At 35.6% G+C, this 15,644-nt stretch carries 15 protein-coding genes; 12 read left to right on the top strand and 3 right to left on the bottom strand.

Translation table 11 applies throughout. The features are described from left to right. The first annotated feature begins 113 nt into the window (after positions 1-113). Genes guaB through EV197_RS08495 form a run of 3 tightly spaced genes read left to right on the top strand, consistent with a single transcriptional unit; the run spans position 114 to position 3,514 of the window. The gene (gene guaB, locus EV197_RS08485; RefSeq protein WP_130286332.1) at positions 114-1,589 is read left to right on the top strand and encodes an IMP dehydrogenase; all 1,476 of its coding nucleotides are present in this window, start codon (positions 114-116) and stop codon (positions 1,587-1,589) included. Positions 1,590-1,638: 49 nt separating this feature from the next. Continuing rightward, on the top strand, positions 1,639-2,715 hold the full coding sequence (locus tag EV197_RS08490; protein WP_130286333.1) for a hypothetical protein: 1,077 nt from the start codon (positions 1,639-1,641) through the stop codon (positions 2,713-2,715). Further along, positions 2,687-3,514 carry a tetratricopeptide repeat protein gene (locus tag EV197_RS08495; RefSeq protein WP_130286334.1) on the top strand — a complete coding sequence of 276 codons (828 nt, stop codon included), beginning with the start codon at positions 2,687-2,689 and terminating at the stop codon, positions 3,512-3,514. The genes EV197_RS08490 and EV197_RS08495 overlap by 29 nt, the downstream gene beginning before the upstream one ends. A gap of 58 nt (positions 3,515-3,572) precedes the next feature. Here the strand turns inward: EV197_RS08495 and EV197_RS08500 are convergent, their stop codons facing one another. The 3 genes from EV197_RS08500 to EV197_RS08510 form a co-directional block, all read right to left on the bottom strand. Next, entirely contained in the window at positions 3,573-4,088 is a 516-nt protein-coding gene (locus EV197_RS08500) for an OmpH/Skp family outer membrane protein (RefSeq protein WP_165389030.1), read from the bottom strand. A gap of 87 nt (positions 4,089-4,175) precedes the next feature. Then, positions 4,176-4,418 carry a hypothetical protein gene (locus tag EV197_RS08505; protein ID WP_130286336.1) on the bottom strand — a complete coding sequence of 81 codons (243 nt, stop codon included), beginning with the start codon at positions 4,416-4,418 and terminating at the stop codon, positions 4,176-4,178. 8 nt (positions 4,419-4,426) lie between these two features. After that, positions 4,427-4,879 carry an SRPBCC family protein gene (locus tag EV197_RS08510; RefSeq protein ID WP_130286337.1) on the bottom strand — a complete coding sequence of 151 codons (453 nt, stop codon included), beginning with the start codon at positions 4,877-4,879 and terminating at the stop codon, positions 4,427-4,429. A gap of 158 nt (positions 4,880-5,037) precedes the next feature. Here EV197_RS08510 and EV197_RS08515 point away from each other — a divergent pair, with 158 nt between their 5' ends. The 9 genes from EV197_RS08515 to prs all read left to right on the top strand — a co-directional run bounded on the left by EV197_RS08515 (position 5,038) and on the right by prs (position 15,633). Beyond that, positions 5,038-6,993: a peptidylprolyl isomerase gene (locus EV197_RS08515; RefSeq protein WP_130286338.1), complete on the top strand. Its 1,956-nt coding sequence runs from the start codon at positions 5,038-5,040 to the stop codon at positions 6,991-6,993. Next, positions 6,993-7,841, top strand: coding sequence for a peptidyl-prolyl cis-trans isomerase (locus EV197_RS08520; RefSeq protein WP_130286339.1), 849 nt, complete (start codon positions 6,993-6,995; stop codon positions 7,839-7,841). Before EV197_RS08515 ends, EV197_RS08520 begins: the two co-directional genes overlap by 1 nt. Next, positions 7,834-9,264 (top strand): peptidylprolyl isomerase, encoded by a 1,431-nt coding sequence (locus EV197_RS08525; protein ID WP_341273017.1) that lies wholly within the window; start codon positions 7,834-7,836, stop codon positions 9,262-9,264. Before EV197_RS08520 ends, EV197_RS08525 begins: the two co-directional genes overlap by 8 nt. A 1-nt stretch (position 9,265) precedes the next feature. After that, positions 9,266-10,222, top strand: a complete 957-nt coding sequence (locus EV197_RS08530; protein WP_130286341.1) for an AAA family ATPase — start codon at positions 9,266-9,268, stop codon at positions 10,220-10,222. A 225-nt stretch (positions 10,223-10,447) separates the two neighbouring features. Next, positions 10,448-10,705, top strand: a complete 258-nt coding sequence (locus EV197_RS08535; RefSeq protein ID WP_130286342.1) for a hypothetical protein — start codon at positions 10,448-10,450, stop codon at positions 10,703-10,705. 230 nt (positions 10,706-10,935) lie between these two features. Then, entirely contained in the window at positions 10,936-11,307 is a 372-nt protein-coding gene (locus tag EV197_RS08540; RefSeq protein ID WP_130286343.1) for a hypothetical protein, read from the top strand. Positions 11,308-11,674: 367 nt separating this feature from the next. Next, the gene (locus EV197_RS08545) at positions 11,675-13,945 is read left to right on the top strand and encodes an aconitate hydratase (RefSeq protein WP_130286344.1); all 2,271 of its coding nucleotides are present in this window, start codon (positions 11,675-11,677) and stop codon (positions 13,943-13,945) included. A gap of 87 nt (positions 13,946-14,032) precedes the next feature. Beyond that, a complete protein-coding gene (locus EV197_RS08550) occupies positions 14,033-14,713 on the top strand; it encodes an NUDIX hydrolase (RefSeq protein ID WP_130286345.1) in 681 nt (226 codons plus the stop codon). 98 nt (positions 14,714-14,811) lie between these two features. Continuing rightward, the gene (gene prs, locus EV197_RS08555; protein WP_130286346.1) at positions 14,812-15,633 is read left to right on the top strand and encodes a ribose-phosphate diphosphokinase; all 822 of its coding nucleotides are present in this window, start codon (positions 14,812-14,814) and stop codon (positions 15,631-15,633) included. Positions 15,634-15,644 lie beyond the last annotated feature (11 nt).

A 15,644-nucleotide genomic window follows, 5' to 3' on the forward strand; every position in this document is an offset into this window, starting at 1 on the left:
AACGCTTTTGTAGCTATTGGATTACATAATGGGACAAAAACAAATTAATACGATATGCTGTTATTATTACTTTAAAAAGGCCTATATTTGCACGCAATTAAATCTTAATTGCGATGACAGCACATGAGTCCAAAATTGTAGGAGAAGGTCTAACCTACGATGATGTCCTTTTAGTACCGGCCTATTCAGAGATTCTACCTAGAGAGGTTAGTATTCAATCAAAGTTTACCAGAAATATTACGCTTAATGTTCCTATTGTATCTGCTGCTATGGATACAGTTACGGAAAGCCGTATGGCGATTGCCATGGCACAAGAAGGTGGTATCGGTGTTTTGCATAAAAATATGACAATCGAGGAACAGGCGGTAAAAGTACGTAAGGTAAAAAGAGCTGAGAGCGGTATGATTATCGATCCAGTAACCTTGCACAAAGATGCGAAAGTTGTCGATGCAAAAAACAATATGCGAGAGCATAGTATAGGCGGTATTCCTATTGTAGATCAAAACAATAAACTCATTGGTATCGTTACGAATCGCGATCTAAGATTCGAGAAAAATGATGATAGACCTATTTCTGAAGTGATGACCAGCGAAAATTTGGTTACCGTTGCAGAAGGAACTTCGTTACAAGAGGCAGAGGTTATACTCCAACAAAATAAAATAGAAAAGTTACCAGTAGTCGATGATGATTATAAATTGGTGGGATTAATTACGTTTAGAGACATTACTAAGCTAACGTTAAAACCGATGGCCAATAAAGATAAATTAGGTCGACTACGTGTTGCTGCTGCAATTGGTGTTACAGGAGATGCAGTGGAACGAGCAGAAGCACTAGTTAATGCAGGTGTGGATGCTGTTGTTATCGATACGGCTCACGGCCACACCAAAGGGGTTGTAGGAGTGCTAAAAGAAGTAAAATCTAAATTTCCGCAATTAGAGGTTATTGTAGGTAATATAGCAACCGCAGATGCGGCTAAATATTTAGTGGATGCGGGTGCAGATGCGGTTAAAGTGGGTATTGGCCCGGGTTCTATTTGTACTACAAGAATTGTTGCTGGAGTCGGATTTCCTCAGTTTTCTGCTGTATTAGAGGTGGCAGCGGCTATTAAAGGATCAGGAGTGCCTGTTATCGCAGATGGAGGGATTCGATATACAGGCGATATCCCTAAAGCAATAGCGGCTGGTGCGGATTGTGTAATGTTAGGTTCGCTATTAGCAGGTACTAAGGAATCACCGGGAGAAACGATTATCTACGAAGGTAGAAAGTATAAAACTTATAGAGGAATGGGATCTGTAGAAGCCATGAAACAAGGTTCTAAGGATCGTTACTTCCAAGATGTAGAAGATGATATTAAGAAATTAGTACCTGAAGGAATTGTAGGAAGAGTAGCTTATAAAGGAGATCTTATCGAAAGTATCCATCAATTCGTTGGCGGATTAAGAGCAGGTATGGGATATTGTGGAGCGAAGGATATTGAGGACTTAAAACAAAAAGCTCAATTCGTTAGGTTAACAGCAAGTGGTATCACAGAAAGCCACCCGCATAACGTCACCATTACCAAAGAAGCGCCTAACTATAGCAGGCGATAATATGAAGTTTACGATGCAAAAACGAGTAATATTCAAAAAACTAAAGGCTGTGTCTTTAGTTTTTTTGTTTATAGCGCTATTTTGTGTTTGTTGTAAAAGGGAGCAGCAAAGTGCTCCATTAGCGATAAAAGATATACAAGGGGAGTGGTTGCGGGCTGCGTGGGAATTCGATGAGAATTTTTACAAACCTTCGATTGCTATAATGGAGTTTACAGAAGATTCTTGCTTTATCAAGAATGTTAAGGATTCCGTTGTATCAGTTCATCCGTTTACTGTTGATAAAGATTCTGTTCATTTTGGGGATTGGACGTTTTCCAGGGATAAATTTAAACTCAGGCAGAATGCATTATACCTAGATAGATTAATTGCTGGTAGACCAAAAAATGTAAAGTTAAATGTAGATCATAAAGAAATAGAAACAATCTTAAAGTCGTCAGATTGGAAGGATTCTTCTGCTACGTATCGTTTTACAGATAACCAGAAGATTTTAGTTGCAAAAAATGGAGGTGAAGGATTTTTACAGTATTGTTATGATATTTTAGAATATCAGGATAAGTTTTTTTTAAGTAAAAAGGGAAACCAGCTGGACTGTAATAGGGATTATCAATTTTTAGAACAAATCATAGCAATTAAAGAAAGCCAAATAGAAACTTATGGTTTTGCTAACGGAGAATTTAAAACCAGGGTGTACTCCAAAAAATTAAAAGAAGAAACCCTCTTTAATAAACCAACGAATTTTCAGCTTTGTAATCCATACCTAAATAAAAACTTTCCTTTGGATAGGTATTATTATAAGGGTACAGAATTTAAGGGAGGGCTGTACCATATTCGCAAAATTGTAGCAGAACAGTATAAAGCACCATCCAACAGTAAAGAATCCGGAATCGTACAGGTAAGGTTTGTGGTGAATTGTGAAGGTAAAGCAGGGTTATTTGAAAATCAGGCTTTTGATTTTGATTATAAGTTAAAAGAATTTTCCGATTCAATTGTGAGTCAAATAGTTACTATTGTAAAGTCACTTCAAGATTGGAACCCTGGTAGAAATAAAAAAGGAGAGGTTATTGACACCTATAAGTATTTAAATTTTAGAATTGAGCATGGAAAAATTACACGCATATATCCTTAGTTTGCTGCTGATATCTATCTTGACTTCTTGCAATACAAATAAAAATCCTTTTCAGGATCTGTCGGCAGATGAGAAAACTCAGAAAATTAAATCGTTCGAGTATGCAAAAGCAACCTACTTTCAAGGGAGTCTGAGAAGGCAAAAATACTTTGATTCGCTCATACAATTGAATCCATCAAACCACGAATACTATAAGGCTAAATCTATGTCACATAGTAAAATAGGAGATTATCATCTTGCATTTCCTTTACTGCAAGAAGCAATGAAGTTAAATCCTAAAGAAACGTTGTATTACACTTCTTGGCTCATGTCTGATTTATATAAGGACTACGATAGAGCACTTAGTTATTTAAATCAATATGATGCATATACTCCAGGTAAAACAGATTACGCCTGGGGAGAAAATGTAAATTTCTTAAAAGGAGAGGTGTTACAGGCTTTAGGAAGACATGAGGAAGCGATTGAAGAATTTACAAAAGCAATTGAAGTAGAAGGAGATTTTATAGATTACGCAGCATTTGTGTATCGAGGAATAAGTTATGATTACCTCGGTCAATTTGAAAAAGCGTTACAGGATTACGATAGTACGCTCCAAATTTATGATAAGTCTTCTATGGCGTATTATTACAGGGCATTAACCCTCGTGAAACTAAACAAAAAAGAAGAAGCTGTAAAAAATCTTAACAAGGCTCTTGACTTAATAAAGTTAGGCTATAAAAAATCTGATCCCTACAAAGAAGTTTATAATGAAATATATCAGATGCAGGTTGTAGATAAGTTAGCAGAATTACAACGCTAATTAAACAAAAAGACGCGCATTTGCGCGTCTTTTTTTAGTTAGAATAAAACTAACTAATTTAATTTTTGGTTTCTAAACTGATACCCAGTTTAGTAGCTACCTTTTTAGTGAGATCATAATTAGGGTCGATATAGGCTAGTCCACTAGAGGTTATGGTAAATACCTGAGTATATTTTTCTGCCTTAGCGACTTCTTCTAATGCTTTTCCTATTTTTTGGTACAACGGTTGTAAAAGACGATTCTCTTCGATTTGTACTAATTGTGCCCCATTTTGTCTAAACTTTGTGATTTCATTTTCAAGTTTGATAATTTCATCTTGCTTAGTTTTTTTCATAGGATCCGTAAAAGTAGCTTCCTTTTCTTGATACGCTTTTACTTTTACCTGGTACGTATCTAGCTTCTCTTTTAGCTCAAGTTCTAACTTTTTGTTGTAGGCTTTTAGATCCTCTTGTACCTTTGCTAGTTCAGGCATTTGAGATAAAATGAATTCACTATCTATAGTGCCGGTCTTAGTTTGAGCTTGTGCCGAAAAACTGATAACAAGGGTTAAAAGAAATACTATGAATTTTTTCATATACATATTGATTTTCTGATTTTTAATTTTTTGCAAATATAAAAGGTGAGAATCAATATATGTGCCAGCCTGCTACTTTTTTAAAAATTATTCGGTATACAGTTGTCCTCGATGTGGTTTAAGATCGTCTCGCACCTTTTTCATCACACGCTCAGGGACAGCGATGAAAGCAATACTATGTAAGTCGTGTAGTGAAGTTTGACCAATTTTAAAATAGGGGATAGTTTCTTGCAGTGCATAATCTTTGAGGTGAATTGCATGGTGTTCTGCAGTTTTATGGGCATTGGGCCCTTTGAAATCCCAAATTAGTTTAAGTTTTCGCTCTTCCATAGGCTGCTTTAGTTATCCAGAACACTTTTTCCCTCTTCGGCAAAGGCTTTAAAATTCTTCATAAATAGTATCGTTTGTTTCTTAAACGCTTTAGACATTAAAAAGCCCACAAATTTCATAAAACCAGAGAATTTAAATTCATTTTTAGAAATCCAGGTGGTGGTTTCTGCAGTAGTGGCTTCAAAATAGTTCTGCTGAATGTTATATACGTTTTTAGTGTCAAAAGTAAGATGAATGGCTTCCGGAAGATTTTTAAAGGTTATGGTTTCAATCATTTCTAATTGCTGCTTTCCCATAGCATATCTTAACTTGGTCACCGCTCCCACTTCACCTTTGGTGCCACTGATATGTTCCTGACTCACTAATCCCTTTTGCCAGTGCTCTAAATTATTTTCATTATCAAACTTGGCAATAACCTCATTTCTGGGCATGGCTAAGGTGATTTTAATGGTGTATTTCATGTTGCATTGAATTTCTTGCTTTTGGACAAGATACTTCGTTTTAAATTATTTTTAAAATAGAATACTATCTTAGTTTTAGGTTTCGTTACTATAACTATTGTTTAACGTATATTAATTGTTATTTTTGTCCGATTCAGGATTTTTACGAGGATCTTATTATGCATAAATCTTTTTATTTACTTTTTGTAGGGCTTATCATTTGTACCAGTCTTTGGTCTCAGTCAAATGAAGAAAATTTATTGTCTGTAAATAATACACCAGTATCTGTAGCGGAATTTAAAAAAGTGTATTTAAAGAATATAGATTTAGTAAAAGATGAATCTCAAAAAGATATTGATGAATACCTGAATCTCTTTATTAATTACAAGCTGAAAATAGAAGAAGCAAAGGCACTGGGGTTTGATAAAAAACCTACATACCAAAAGGAATTAGAAGGTTATAAAAAGCAATTGGCCTCTGGATACCTCACCGATACCAAAGCAACGGAAGAACTGGTAAAGGAAGCTTACGAAAGAACTTTAAAGCGCGTTAATGCCAGTCATATTTTGATCCGTTTAGCATCAGATGCCACCCCACAGGATACCCTAGAAGCTTATAACCGAATCGCAATGATACGCGATAAAATAGTTACGGAGAAAAAAGATTTTAATACACTGGCTAAACAGTATAGTGAGGACCCATCGGCAAAACAAAATGGAGGTAATTTAGGCTGGTTTTCTGCATTTAGCATGGTGTATGATTTTGAAAACGCGGCTTTTACCACCAAGGTAGGTGAAGTATCAGCACCGTTTAGAACACAGTTTGGTTACCATATTCTTAAAGTAAATGCAAAGGAGGATAAACAAGGCGAGGTTAGCGTAGCTCATATAATGATCGCGGATGAAAACGGTACTAAAAAAGAAGAAGCACTTGCGCAAATCCAAAAGATAGAAGCGCAATTAAAAAACGGAGCTCCCTTTGATACCCTAGCCAAAGAGTTTAGCGATGATAAAAACACGGCTAAAAACGGAGGTAGAATTAACCGATTTGCCAAAGGTGAATTAAATTCGGAAATATTTGAAAATGCAGCTTTTGCTTTGCAAGAACCTGGAGAAATTTCGGCTCCGGTTAAAACACAATATGGCTGGCATATCATAAAACTACTTCAAAAGCACCCAATCGAAACCTTTGAAGCACTTAAGCCTGAATTGACAAAAAAAGTTACCAGAGATGTACGGTCTAAAAAGATTACGGAATCGTTCATCAACAGCTTAAAGGAAAAATATAATATCCAAGAAGATCAAAGCGTGGTTGCTTACTTTGTTTCCGAATTAGAAATTGGTAAATCGTTGGAAGCTTTACTAGCTAATGAAAAAGAAATGAATCAGCCCCTATTTAATATTAAGGATACTACGATAAGTTATGGTGATTTTGCAGAATACATTAAACCTAGACAAGTAAGGTTGACAAAAGCTAAAGACAAAGATAACTTCATCACTTCCTTGTATGATAATTTTTTTTCCAGTACCCTATTAACCTATTATAAAGACAATCTCGAAAGGGATAACCAAGAGTTTGCCTCAGTACTCAAGGAGTATAAGGAGGGATTACTACTTTTTGACTTAATGGAATTTAAAGTTTGGGGTGCGGCAAAGGAGGATACTACAGCCTTACAAAACTATTATAAGGCCAACCCATCAAAGTATACCAAGCCAATAACATATAGTGTTGTTAAGGCATCTTCTAACAATCGGGCTAAAATTGATGCCCTTGTCATTGCCTTAAATGCTGATAAACAGTTTGAGGAGCTAAAATCGTCTTTTAGTGATAATAAGAACGAAAGCGTTCTGATCTCTAAAGTTGAACTAGAGGAGGAGGATGCAAGTTTAGCTCATCTTAAAACTAAGAAAAAGGGAGTTTACGATATCTCAACCGATGATGGCTATCATACTTTGGTGTATATTGAAAATATAATTCCAGAGCGGGTTCAACCTTTTGATAAGGTTAAAGGAGCAGTGATTAACGATTATCAAGAGTATATTGAAGGTCAATGGCTGCAAGAGTTAAGAGATAAATACACTGTTGAGGTAAACAAAAAGGTGTTAAAAGGGGTAAAAAAAGAATTAAATCAATAATGCGTTACTTAATTATAATTATAAGTGTTACACTGGTTCTTTCTTGCGATAAGTTCACCAAAGAATTAGAATTGGAAGCTGTTGCAAGGGTTAATGACAGTTATTTATATAAAAAGGATCTCAAAAATGTGGTGCCTGCTGATGTAAAAAAGGAAGATAGTATTGTTTTGGTTAAAAATTTCATCAATCAATGGGCTACCGAACAACTCTTTATCGATCAGGCAAAACGAAATTTAACAGAAAAAGAGCAAAATGACTTTGATGCCTTGGTTAATGATTATAGAAACACGTTGTATATCAATGCATATAAAGATGCGGTGATGACGCAATCCCTTAATCTCGAAGTGTCTGAAGCAGAGATGAAGACCTTTTATGAAGAAAATATTGAGAATTTTAATCTAAAAGAAGAATTAGTTCAATTACGCTACTTACATTTGCCGCCAGATTATGGTAATATTGTTGCAACGCAATCTCAATTAAATCGTTATAATGATACAGATAAAGAGACATTGCAAAGCAATACCGTGGACTTTATTTCATATTCGTTCAATGATTCCCTGTGGATTTCTTTAGATCAGGTAATTAGTAAAATCCCGATTTTGAAGAATAAAGAACGAAAAGATCTATTAAAAGAAGGTAAATTTAACCAGTTGCGAGATTCAACAGGTGTTTATATGGTTAAGATAGAGCGTGTACTGCAAATGAATGAACCCGCGCCTTTAGAGTATATTAAACCGACAATCAGTCAAATTATACTTAACCAACGAAAAAGAGAATTGATAAAAAAATTAGAAAAGGATATAACAAAAGATGCAATTAAAAATAAACAGTTTGAAGTCTATGAGTAATAGCTTGCTATTGGCAGGTCTTTTTATGTTTCTGAGCAATATGAATATAGTTGCTCAAGAAATTATTGAAGATGAAGAAGAAAAAGAAGAAGAAGAGGTAGCTGAAGTAGAAAAGGCACCTCAGGATTTTAAGCGTATTAAAATTGATGGGGTTGCTGCGGTTATCGGGGAGCACGTAATTTTGGATAGTGATGTAGCTATTGCATATCAACAATTAATTAGTGAAGGGGTATCCAAAAAGGATGTTAGTCAATGTGAGTTAGCAGGAAGCTTATTCGAAAATAAGTTGTACGCCCATCATGCTGTTCAAGATAGTATATTGGTGGCAGATGGAGAGGTCGATGCCATGGTTGATCAACAACTGGGATATATGACACAGCAGTTAGGAACTTTGGATAAGGTACTTAAGTTTTATAAAAAAGATAATATCGAAGACTTCAAAAAAGAACTTTTTGAAATCAATAAGGCAAACAAATTGGCCGATAAAATGCGTGCTACTATAGTGGAAACGGTAGAGGTAACCCCTGAAGAAGTTAGGGAGTTTTTTGATGACATACCAAAAGATGAAAGACCTTTATTCGGTACAGAATTAGAGTTGGCACAAATTATTATAGAACCCGAAATTCCGGAAGAAGAGGAACAAAAGGTTGTAGATCGACTAAATGAAATTAGAGCGGATATCGTTGAAAATGGCTCAAGTTTTGCAACCAAAGCAGTATTATATTCTCAGGATCCAGGTTCTAAATCCACAGGAGGTAAGTATACTTTAAATAGAAAATCGGGGTTTGCGAAAGAGTTTAAAGATATGGCATTTAGTTTACCCGAAGGAGAGGTGAGTGAGCCCTTTAAAACTGAATTTGGTTGGCACATTTTAAAGGTGGATAAAATACGTGGTGAAGATGTGGATGTACGTCACTTACTATTAATACCTGAGGTAACTAGTGAAAGTGTGGAGAAGGCCAAAAAGCAAATTGATTCCATAAGGAAGCAAATTGTAGGTGGTAAACTAGATTTTAAAGAAGCAGCAAGGAAATTTAGTGATGAAAAAGAAACTAAAGAAGACGGTGGTTTGTTGATTAACCCAACAACAGGTGACACGCGTTTTGAACTTACTAAAATTGATCCTATATTGTATGACCAAGTGTCTAAGCTTAAAAATAACGAAGTGTCGTTGGTTATTCCAGATCAGGATAGACAAGGGCGCCAAAAGTTTAAGCTGATAACAGTATTGAATAGATATGATGAGCATATCGCAGATTATTCAAAGGATTATCTTAAAATCAGAGAGTTAGCGCTTAGAAAAAAACAGATTGAGGCCATAAAAAAATGGCAGGAAGAGAAAATAATGGATACCTACATAAAAGTTAATGGCGAATACAGAGACTGCGATTTTAGCGGTAACTGGCTTAAAAAAGAAAAATAATATGTCAGACGACGTAGCGGCAGTAAAAAAACTGGTTCAAAAACACGGTGAACTCAAATCTGAAATTGCAAAGGTTATTATTGGCCAGGAAAACGTAATCGATCAAATATTACTTTCCATCTTTTCAGGAGGTCACGCGCTATTGATAGGAGTACCGGGTTTGGCCAAAACACTTATGGTCAATACGATTTCTAAAGCATTGGGATTGGATTTTAAAAGAATTCAATTTACCCCGGATTTAATGCCGAGTGATATTTTAGGGAGTGAAATATTAGATGAATCACGTCATTTTAAATTTATAAAAGGACCGGTGTTCTCTAATATAATTCTAGCAGATGAAATTAATAGAACTCCTCCTAAAACACAGGCTGCGTTGTTAGAAGCTATGCAAGAACGTGCAGTAACTGTTGCAGGACAACATTATAAATTGGATTTACCCTATTTTGTATTGGCGACACAAAACCCAATTGAGCAAGAAGGAACTTATCCTTTACCCGAAGCCCAATTGGACCGATTTATGTTTGCTATCGAATTGAAGTATCCAAGTTTTCAAGAAGAGGTGGATGTGGTAAAACAAACGACTAACGACGAAACCGTTACCATTAATCCTTTATTTTCAGCTCAAGAAATATTAGATTTTCAACATTTGATTAGAAGGATACCTGTTGCGGATAATGTAATTGAGTATGCCGTTAGTTTAGTGTCTAAAACCAGACCTTCAGGAGAATACGCTACCAATTTAGTGAACAATTATGTAGACTGGGGCGCAGGCCCTAGAGCATCACAAAATCTAATACTGGCTGCTAAAGCTCATGCAGCTATTCACGGTAAATTTTCGCCAGACAAAGAAGATGTCCAAGCTGTAGCCGTTGGTATTTTAAGACATCGAATTATAAAAAACTACAAAGCTGAGGCGGAAGGTATTACTATCGAACAGATTATAGAGGACTTATTTTAAAAATAGATAGTCAAGACAATTTTTTTCTAGTTTACTAATATATAGAATAGAATTGTAAGTGTTTTTTGAAAAATGTTGGAAAGGGGTCTAACTTTGAATGTCTAAAAAAAGGTTTGTTGCAGTTTTCTCAGGTATATTGGCATTATTGTATATCAACAACTAAATATTTTTACATCATTACATAAGAACAAGTGAACTAACATTTGTTTTAAATTAAAATTTAAAATGATAAGAAGATTATTTAGTGGCTTTAAAAAAAAGCAAATTGAACAAAAGAAAAATTTGACAGAAGATCAAGAAAGAGACTTTGAGTTGAATGATAGTCAATTGGAAGTAGTAAGCGGAGGCGTTCACGGCAATCCATCTTCGGCCAATACACAAGTTGCCCAAAACGGTGGAGGTAATAGCATTAATGGTTCACAAAGTATAAGGGTAGGTACAAATAGACCTTCAGAGCCAACTCAGCAACAAATGCCACATTAGTATTTTTAATACTTAATAAAGTTAGGACTAAATACAAAGTAAAAATCCTGATCGAGTATTAAAAAGGTTGGGTATGATTAAAAAGTATAAAACCGAAGCGGAAGGTATTACTATCGAACAGATTATAGAAGACTTATTTTAAAGTAAGATACCAAGTTAAACTTTTTCATTTTTTACCGGTCTAAGGATTAGAACGTTCGGTAAAGTAATAATCCTAAAAAAGTAAGAAAATGAAAAAAGTAAGTTTAGTAATACTTCTAATTGTCTGTAATATATCTTTAACAGTTGCGCAGCAAAAAAGTAAGACAGATAAATCTGAATTGCGCGAATTGCGAAATGAATTGAATTGTACGTTATCTGCGGAACAAAAGGCGCAATTGCAATTTCAAAAGAAGCTAAGGCAACAGCACCTGCGACAATTAAAAGTCACCTTTTCGGATCAACAGTATAAAATAGTTGAAAATAAAGAACTGTCTCGCTATGGTAAGCGAATGGCCTTGCAGCCGTTGTTAAATGAAGCTCAAAAGAAAATGATTTCAGCACATAAGGAATCCATGAAAGCAGAGCGTACTAAATTGATCACTACCTTCACGGCAGAATAAAAAGAACTATATGAACGTATGACAGAATTTAGAAAAGGTCAAAAACGGCAAGGCTAATAAAGTGGTATCAATAACAAAGAGAAAAAGCATAGTAAAAACTATGCTTTTCTGTATTCTATATAATTTTCTTGGTGTTAAATCATAAAAAAACTACAACGTTTTCGTGAAATGTATAGTTTTAGGCATTCCAAATTTAATTTTTCTTAAAAAAACACAATATAAACAGTGTTAAATTATAAACATCTCTAAATTAAGGGGGTAAAATTCTCAAATACTTAAAAACAAGACTATGTTTCGCATGGTTTAATAAAGTCCTTATAAATTCGTATTTTCGCAGGACTTTTCAAACAATAAAAAAAACAAAAATATGGCATTTGATATCGACATGATAAAAAAGGTCTATAGTGAAGTTGCGGAGCGGGTTGATGCTGCTCGCGAAATCACAGGTAAACCTTTAACTCTAGCAGAGAAAATATTGTATTCACACTTATGGGATGGTAAGGCAGAAAAAGCATTTACACGAGGTAAGGACTATGTGGATTTTGCACCAGATCGTGTCGCATGTCAGGATGCAACTGCTCAGATGGCACTTTTACAGTTTATGCACGCAGGTAAGCCAAAAGTTGCCGTTCCTACAACAGTGCATTGTGACCACTTAATTCAGGCAAAAGTTGGTGCTGAAGCAGATCTTAAAAGAGCAAATGAAAACAGTAATGAAGTATTTGACTTCTTAGAGTCAGTATCTAATAAGTATGGTATAGGATTCTGGAAACCAGGAGCAGGAATAATACATCAAGTAGTTTTAGAAAATTATGCGTTTCCGGGTGGTATGATGATCGGAACCGATTCTCATACCGTTAACGCGGGTGGCCTTGGGATGGTTGCTATAGGTGTTGGTGGAGCTGACGCGGTTGATGTAATGGCAGGAATGCCTTGGGAATTAAAATTTCCAAAGCTTATTGGTGTTAAATTAACAGGAAAGCTTTCTGGTTGGACTGCGCCAAAGGATGTAATTCTTAAAGTAGCAGATATACTAACTGTTAAAGGTGGTACAGGAGCTATCATTGAATATTTTGGAGAAGGTGCAACTTCTATGTCGTGTACTGGTAAAGGTACTATCTGTAATATGGGTGCAGAAGTTGGAGCAACGACTTCTACATTTGGTTATGATGAGTCTATGGATAGATACCTTAGAGCAACAGATAGAGCAGATGTTGCGGACGCAGCTAATAAAGTAAAGGAATACTTAACAGCAGATCCAGAGGTATATGCAAATCCAGAGCAATATTTTGATCAAGTTATCGAAATTAATCTATCTGAACTAGAACCGCACCTTAATGGTCCATTTACACCAGATTTAGCTACGCCTATCTCTAAGATGAGTGAAGTGGCTAAAGAAAATGATTGGCCATTAAACGTAGAGGTTGGACTTATAGGTTCTTGTACGAATTCTTCTTACGAAGATATCTCAAGAGCTGCTTCTTTAGCACAACAGGTATCTGATAAAAAACTGAAAACAAAATCTAAATTTACGATCACTCCAGGTTCTGAGCAAGTACGATATACTATTGAAAGAGATGGGTATATCGATACCTTCGATAAAATCGGGGCTACCGTATTTGCCAACGCTTGTGGTCCTTGTATCGGAATGTGGGATCGTTATGGCGATAACGCTGCAGATGGTCCAAGAAATACAATAGTACATTCGTTCAACCGAAACTTTGCAAAAAGAGCAGATGGTAACCCAAATACACTTGCGTTTGTAGGATCGCCAGAATTGGTAACTGCAATTGCAATTTCAGGGCGTTTAGACTTTAACCCATTAACCGATACATTAATTAATGAAGAAGGTGAAGAGGTTAGATTGGATGAGCCAAGAGGATACGAATTACCACCAGAAGGATTTGCCGTTGAGGATGCTGGATACATTGCTCCATTAGAAGATGGAACCGGAGTAGAAATTAAAGTGAGTTCGGATTCTGAAAGATTACAATTATTGGAGCCATTTGACCCCTGGGATGGTAAGAATATCACAGGTGCTAAATTATTGTTGAAGGCGTACGGAAAATGTACCACAGATCACATTTCTATGGCAGGTCCTTGGTTACGTTTTAGAGGGCATTTAGATAATATTTCTAATAACTGTTTTATAGGCGCTGTGAATGCGTTCAATAAGCAAACCAACTTCGTTAAGAACCAATTAAATGGAGAATATGGTGGAGTTCCTGATGTACAACGTGTATATAAGGCTGAAGGTATTCCTACTGTTGTAGTTGGTGATCATAACTACGGTGAAGGTTCTTCAAGAGAGCACGCTGCTATGGAACCACGTCACTTAGGGGTTCGTGCAGTAATCGTGAAGTCTTTTGCTCGTATCCACGAAACAAACCTTAAAAAACAAGGGATGTTAGGACTTACTTTTGACAATGAAAATGATTACGATCTAATTCAAGAGGATGATACGTTCAACTTTATCGATCTAAATGAATTTGCACCAGATAAGCCTTTGCATATAGAGGTAGTGCATGCTGATGGATCAAAAGATACGATCAAAGTAAATCACACGTACAATGCACAACAAATTGAGTGGTTTAAGGCAGGTTCTGCTTTGAACTTAATCAAAAGACAAAATGCATAATAAGTATTTATAATAGAATTGATAAAAAACTCCCGAAATCTTCGGGAGTTTTTTTTATGCTCTTTACAAAATCGTAATTTTGTGTATATGATACACCAAAATATTAAAGTTGCAGTAGATGCAGTAGTTTTTGGATATAAGGAGAAAAGTCTTCATATTCTTTTGATTAAAAGAAATGTTGAACCCTTTAAAAACTCCTGGGCGCTACCGGGTGGGTTAGTATTGGATACAGAAAGTCTGGAAGAGGCTGTTATTAGAGAGCTAAAAGAAGAAACTAATGTAACTGTTGATTATTTGGAACAGTTATATACGTTTGGAAAACCAACGCGTGATCCTAGAAATAGAGTGGTCAGTGTTACCTACTTTGCCTTGGTTAAACCAGAACATCATATTATCATTGCAGATACTGATGCAGATGAAGTAGACTGGTTTGATATCAACGACTTACCAGATCTAGCTTTTGACCATAGTAAAATTTTGGATGTCGCCAGAACCAGGTTAAGAAATAAACTTACTTATGAGCCCGTAGGTTTTGATTTGCTAGCCGATAAGTTCTTGTTTTCTGATTTAGAAAATTTATATAAAACGATTCTCGAAAAGGATATAGACCGAAGAAACTTTCGCAAAAAGATTTTAAGTTTCAATATACTCGAAGAGTTAGATGAAAAAGTATCCGAGGGTAGAGGAAGACCTGCAAACCTCTTCCGATTTAATAAAGAACAATACTTTAAGCATAAGAAAGAAGGTTTTCTTTTTGATATTAAATAATTACAGTCTCCTTGAATATTTTAATTTGTGTAATAACCACATAAATTAATTGTGTAGTTTAAATTACTTATTTATATTTGCGTATAAATTACACAAATATGAAATACCTTCATCTAGATCCCAGTTTTTCACCCTTTGATAGTTCTATTGCTTTTGAGGCATTTACCTTTAATGGAGGTGAGCCCCATATCAAAATTTTAGAGCCTATCAGTGATCAAATTACGATTACTCACCGCATAAATTCGTTTGAGGACCTAGGGTTTATCCTGGTGGCTACTGATGCATTAAAACGAATGGGGGTTAAGGTAATTAAGTTATTCATCCCTTATTTTCCTGCGGCCAGACAGGATAGAGTAATGGTGGCTGGTGAGCCATTGAGTGTTAAAGTATATGCAGACATCATAAATGCACAGCAGTATAATGAGGTGATTATTTTTGATCCACATTCTGAAGTTACACCCGCATTACTAAATAACGTTTCCGTTGTTAATAATTATGCTTTTGTAAAAAAATGCCTGGAAACTATTGAGGGGGATGTTGTACTAATTGCTCCCGATGGTGGTGCGCTGAAAAAGATTTATAAGGTGGCTGAATACCTGGGAGGAATTGAGGTAGTAGAATGTTCTAAGAAAAGAGATGTGAGGACAGGTCAGCTCTCAGGCTTTAGGGTATATGAAGAAGATTTATCTGGGAAACATTGTGTCATTGTAGATGATATCTGTGACGGAGGAGGTACATTTTTAGGATTGGCACAGGCCTTAAAGGATAAAAATGCAGCTAAACTAAGTTTAGTGGTAAGTCACGGAATTTTTAGTAAAGGGTTTAAAGAATTAACAACAGCTTTTGATCAGGTATTTACTACCAATTCAGTTAGGAACCTACAAGAAGAAGGGGTAGTGCAAATTGAAGTGGTTGGATAAACTGACATTTC

The sequence above is a fragment of the Aquimarina brevivitae genome, from assembly GCF_004216895.1.
Classification (GTDB): domain Bacteria; phylum Bacteroidota; class Bacteroidia; order Flavobacteriales; family Flavobacteriaceae; genus Aquimarina; species Aquimarina brevivitae.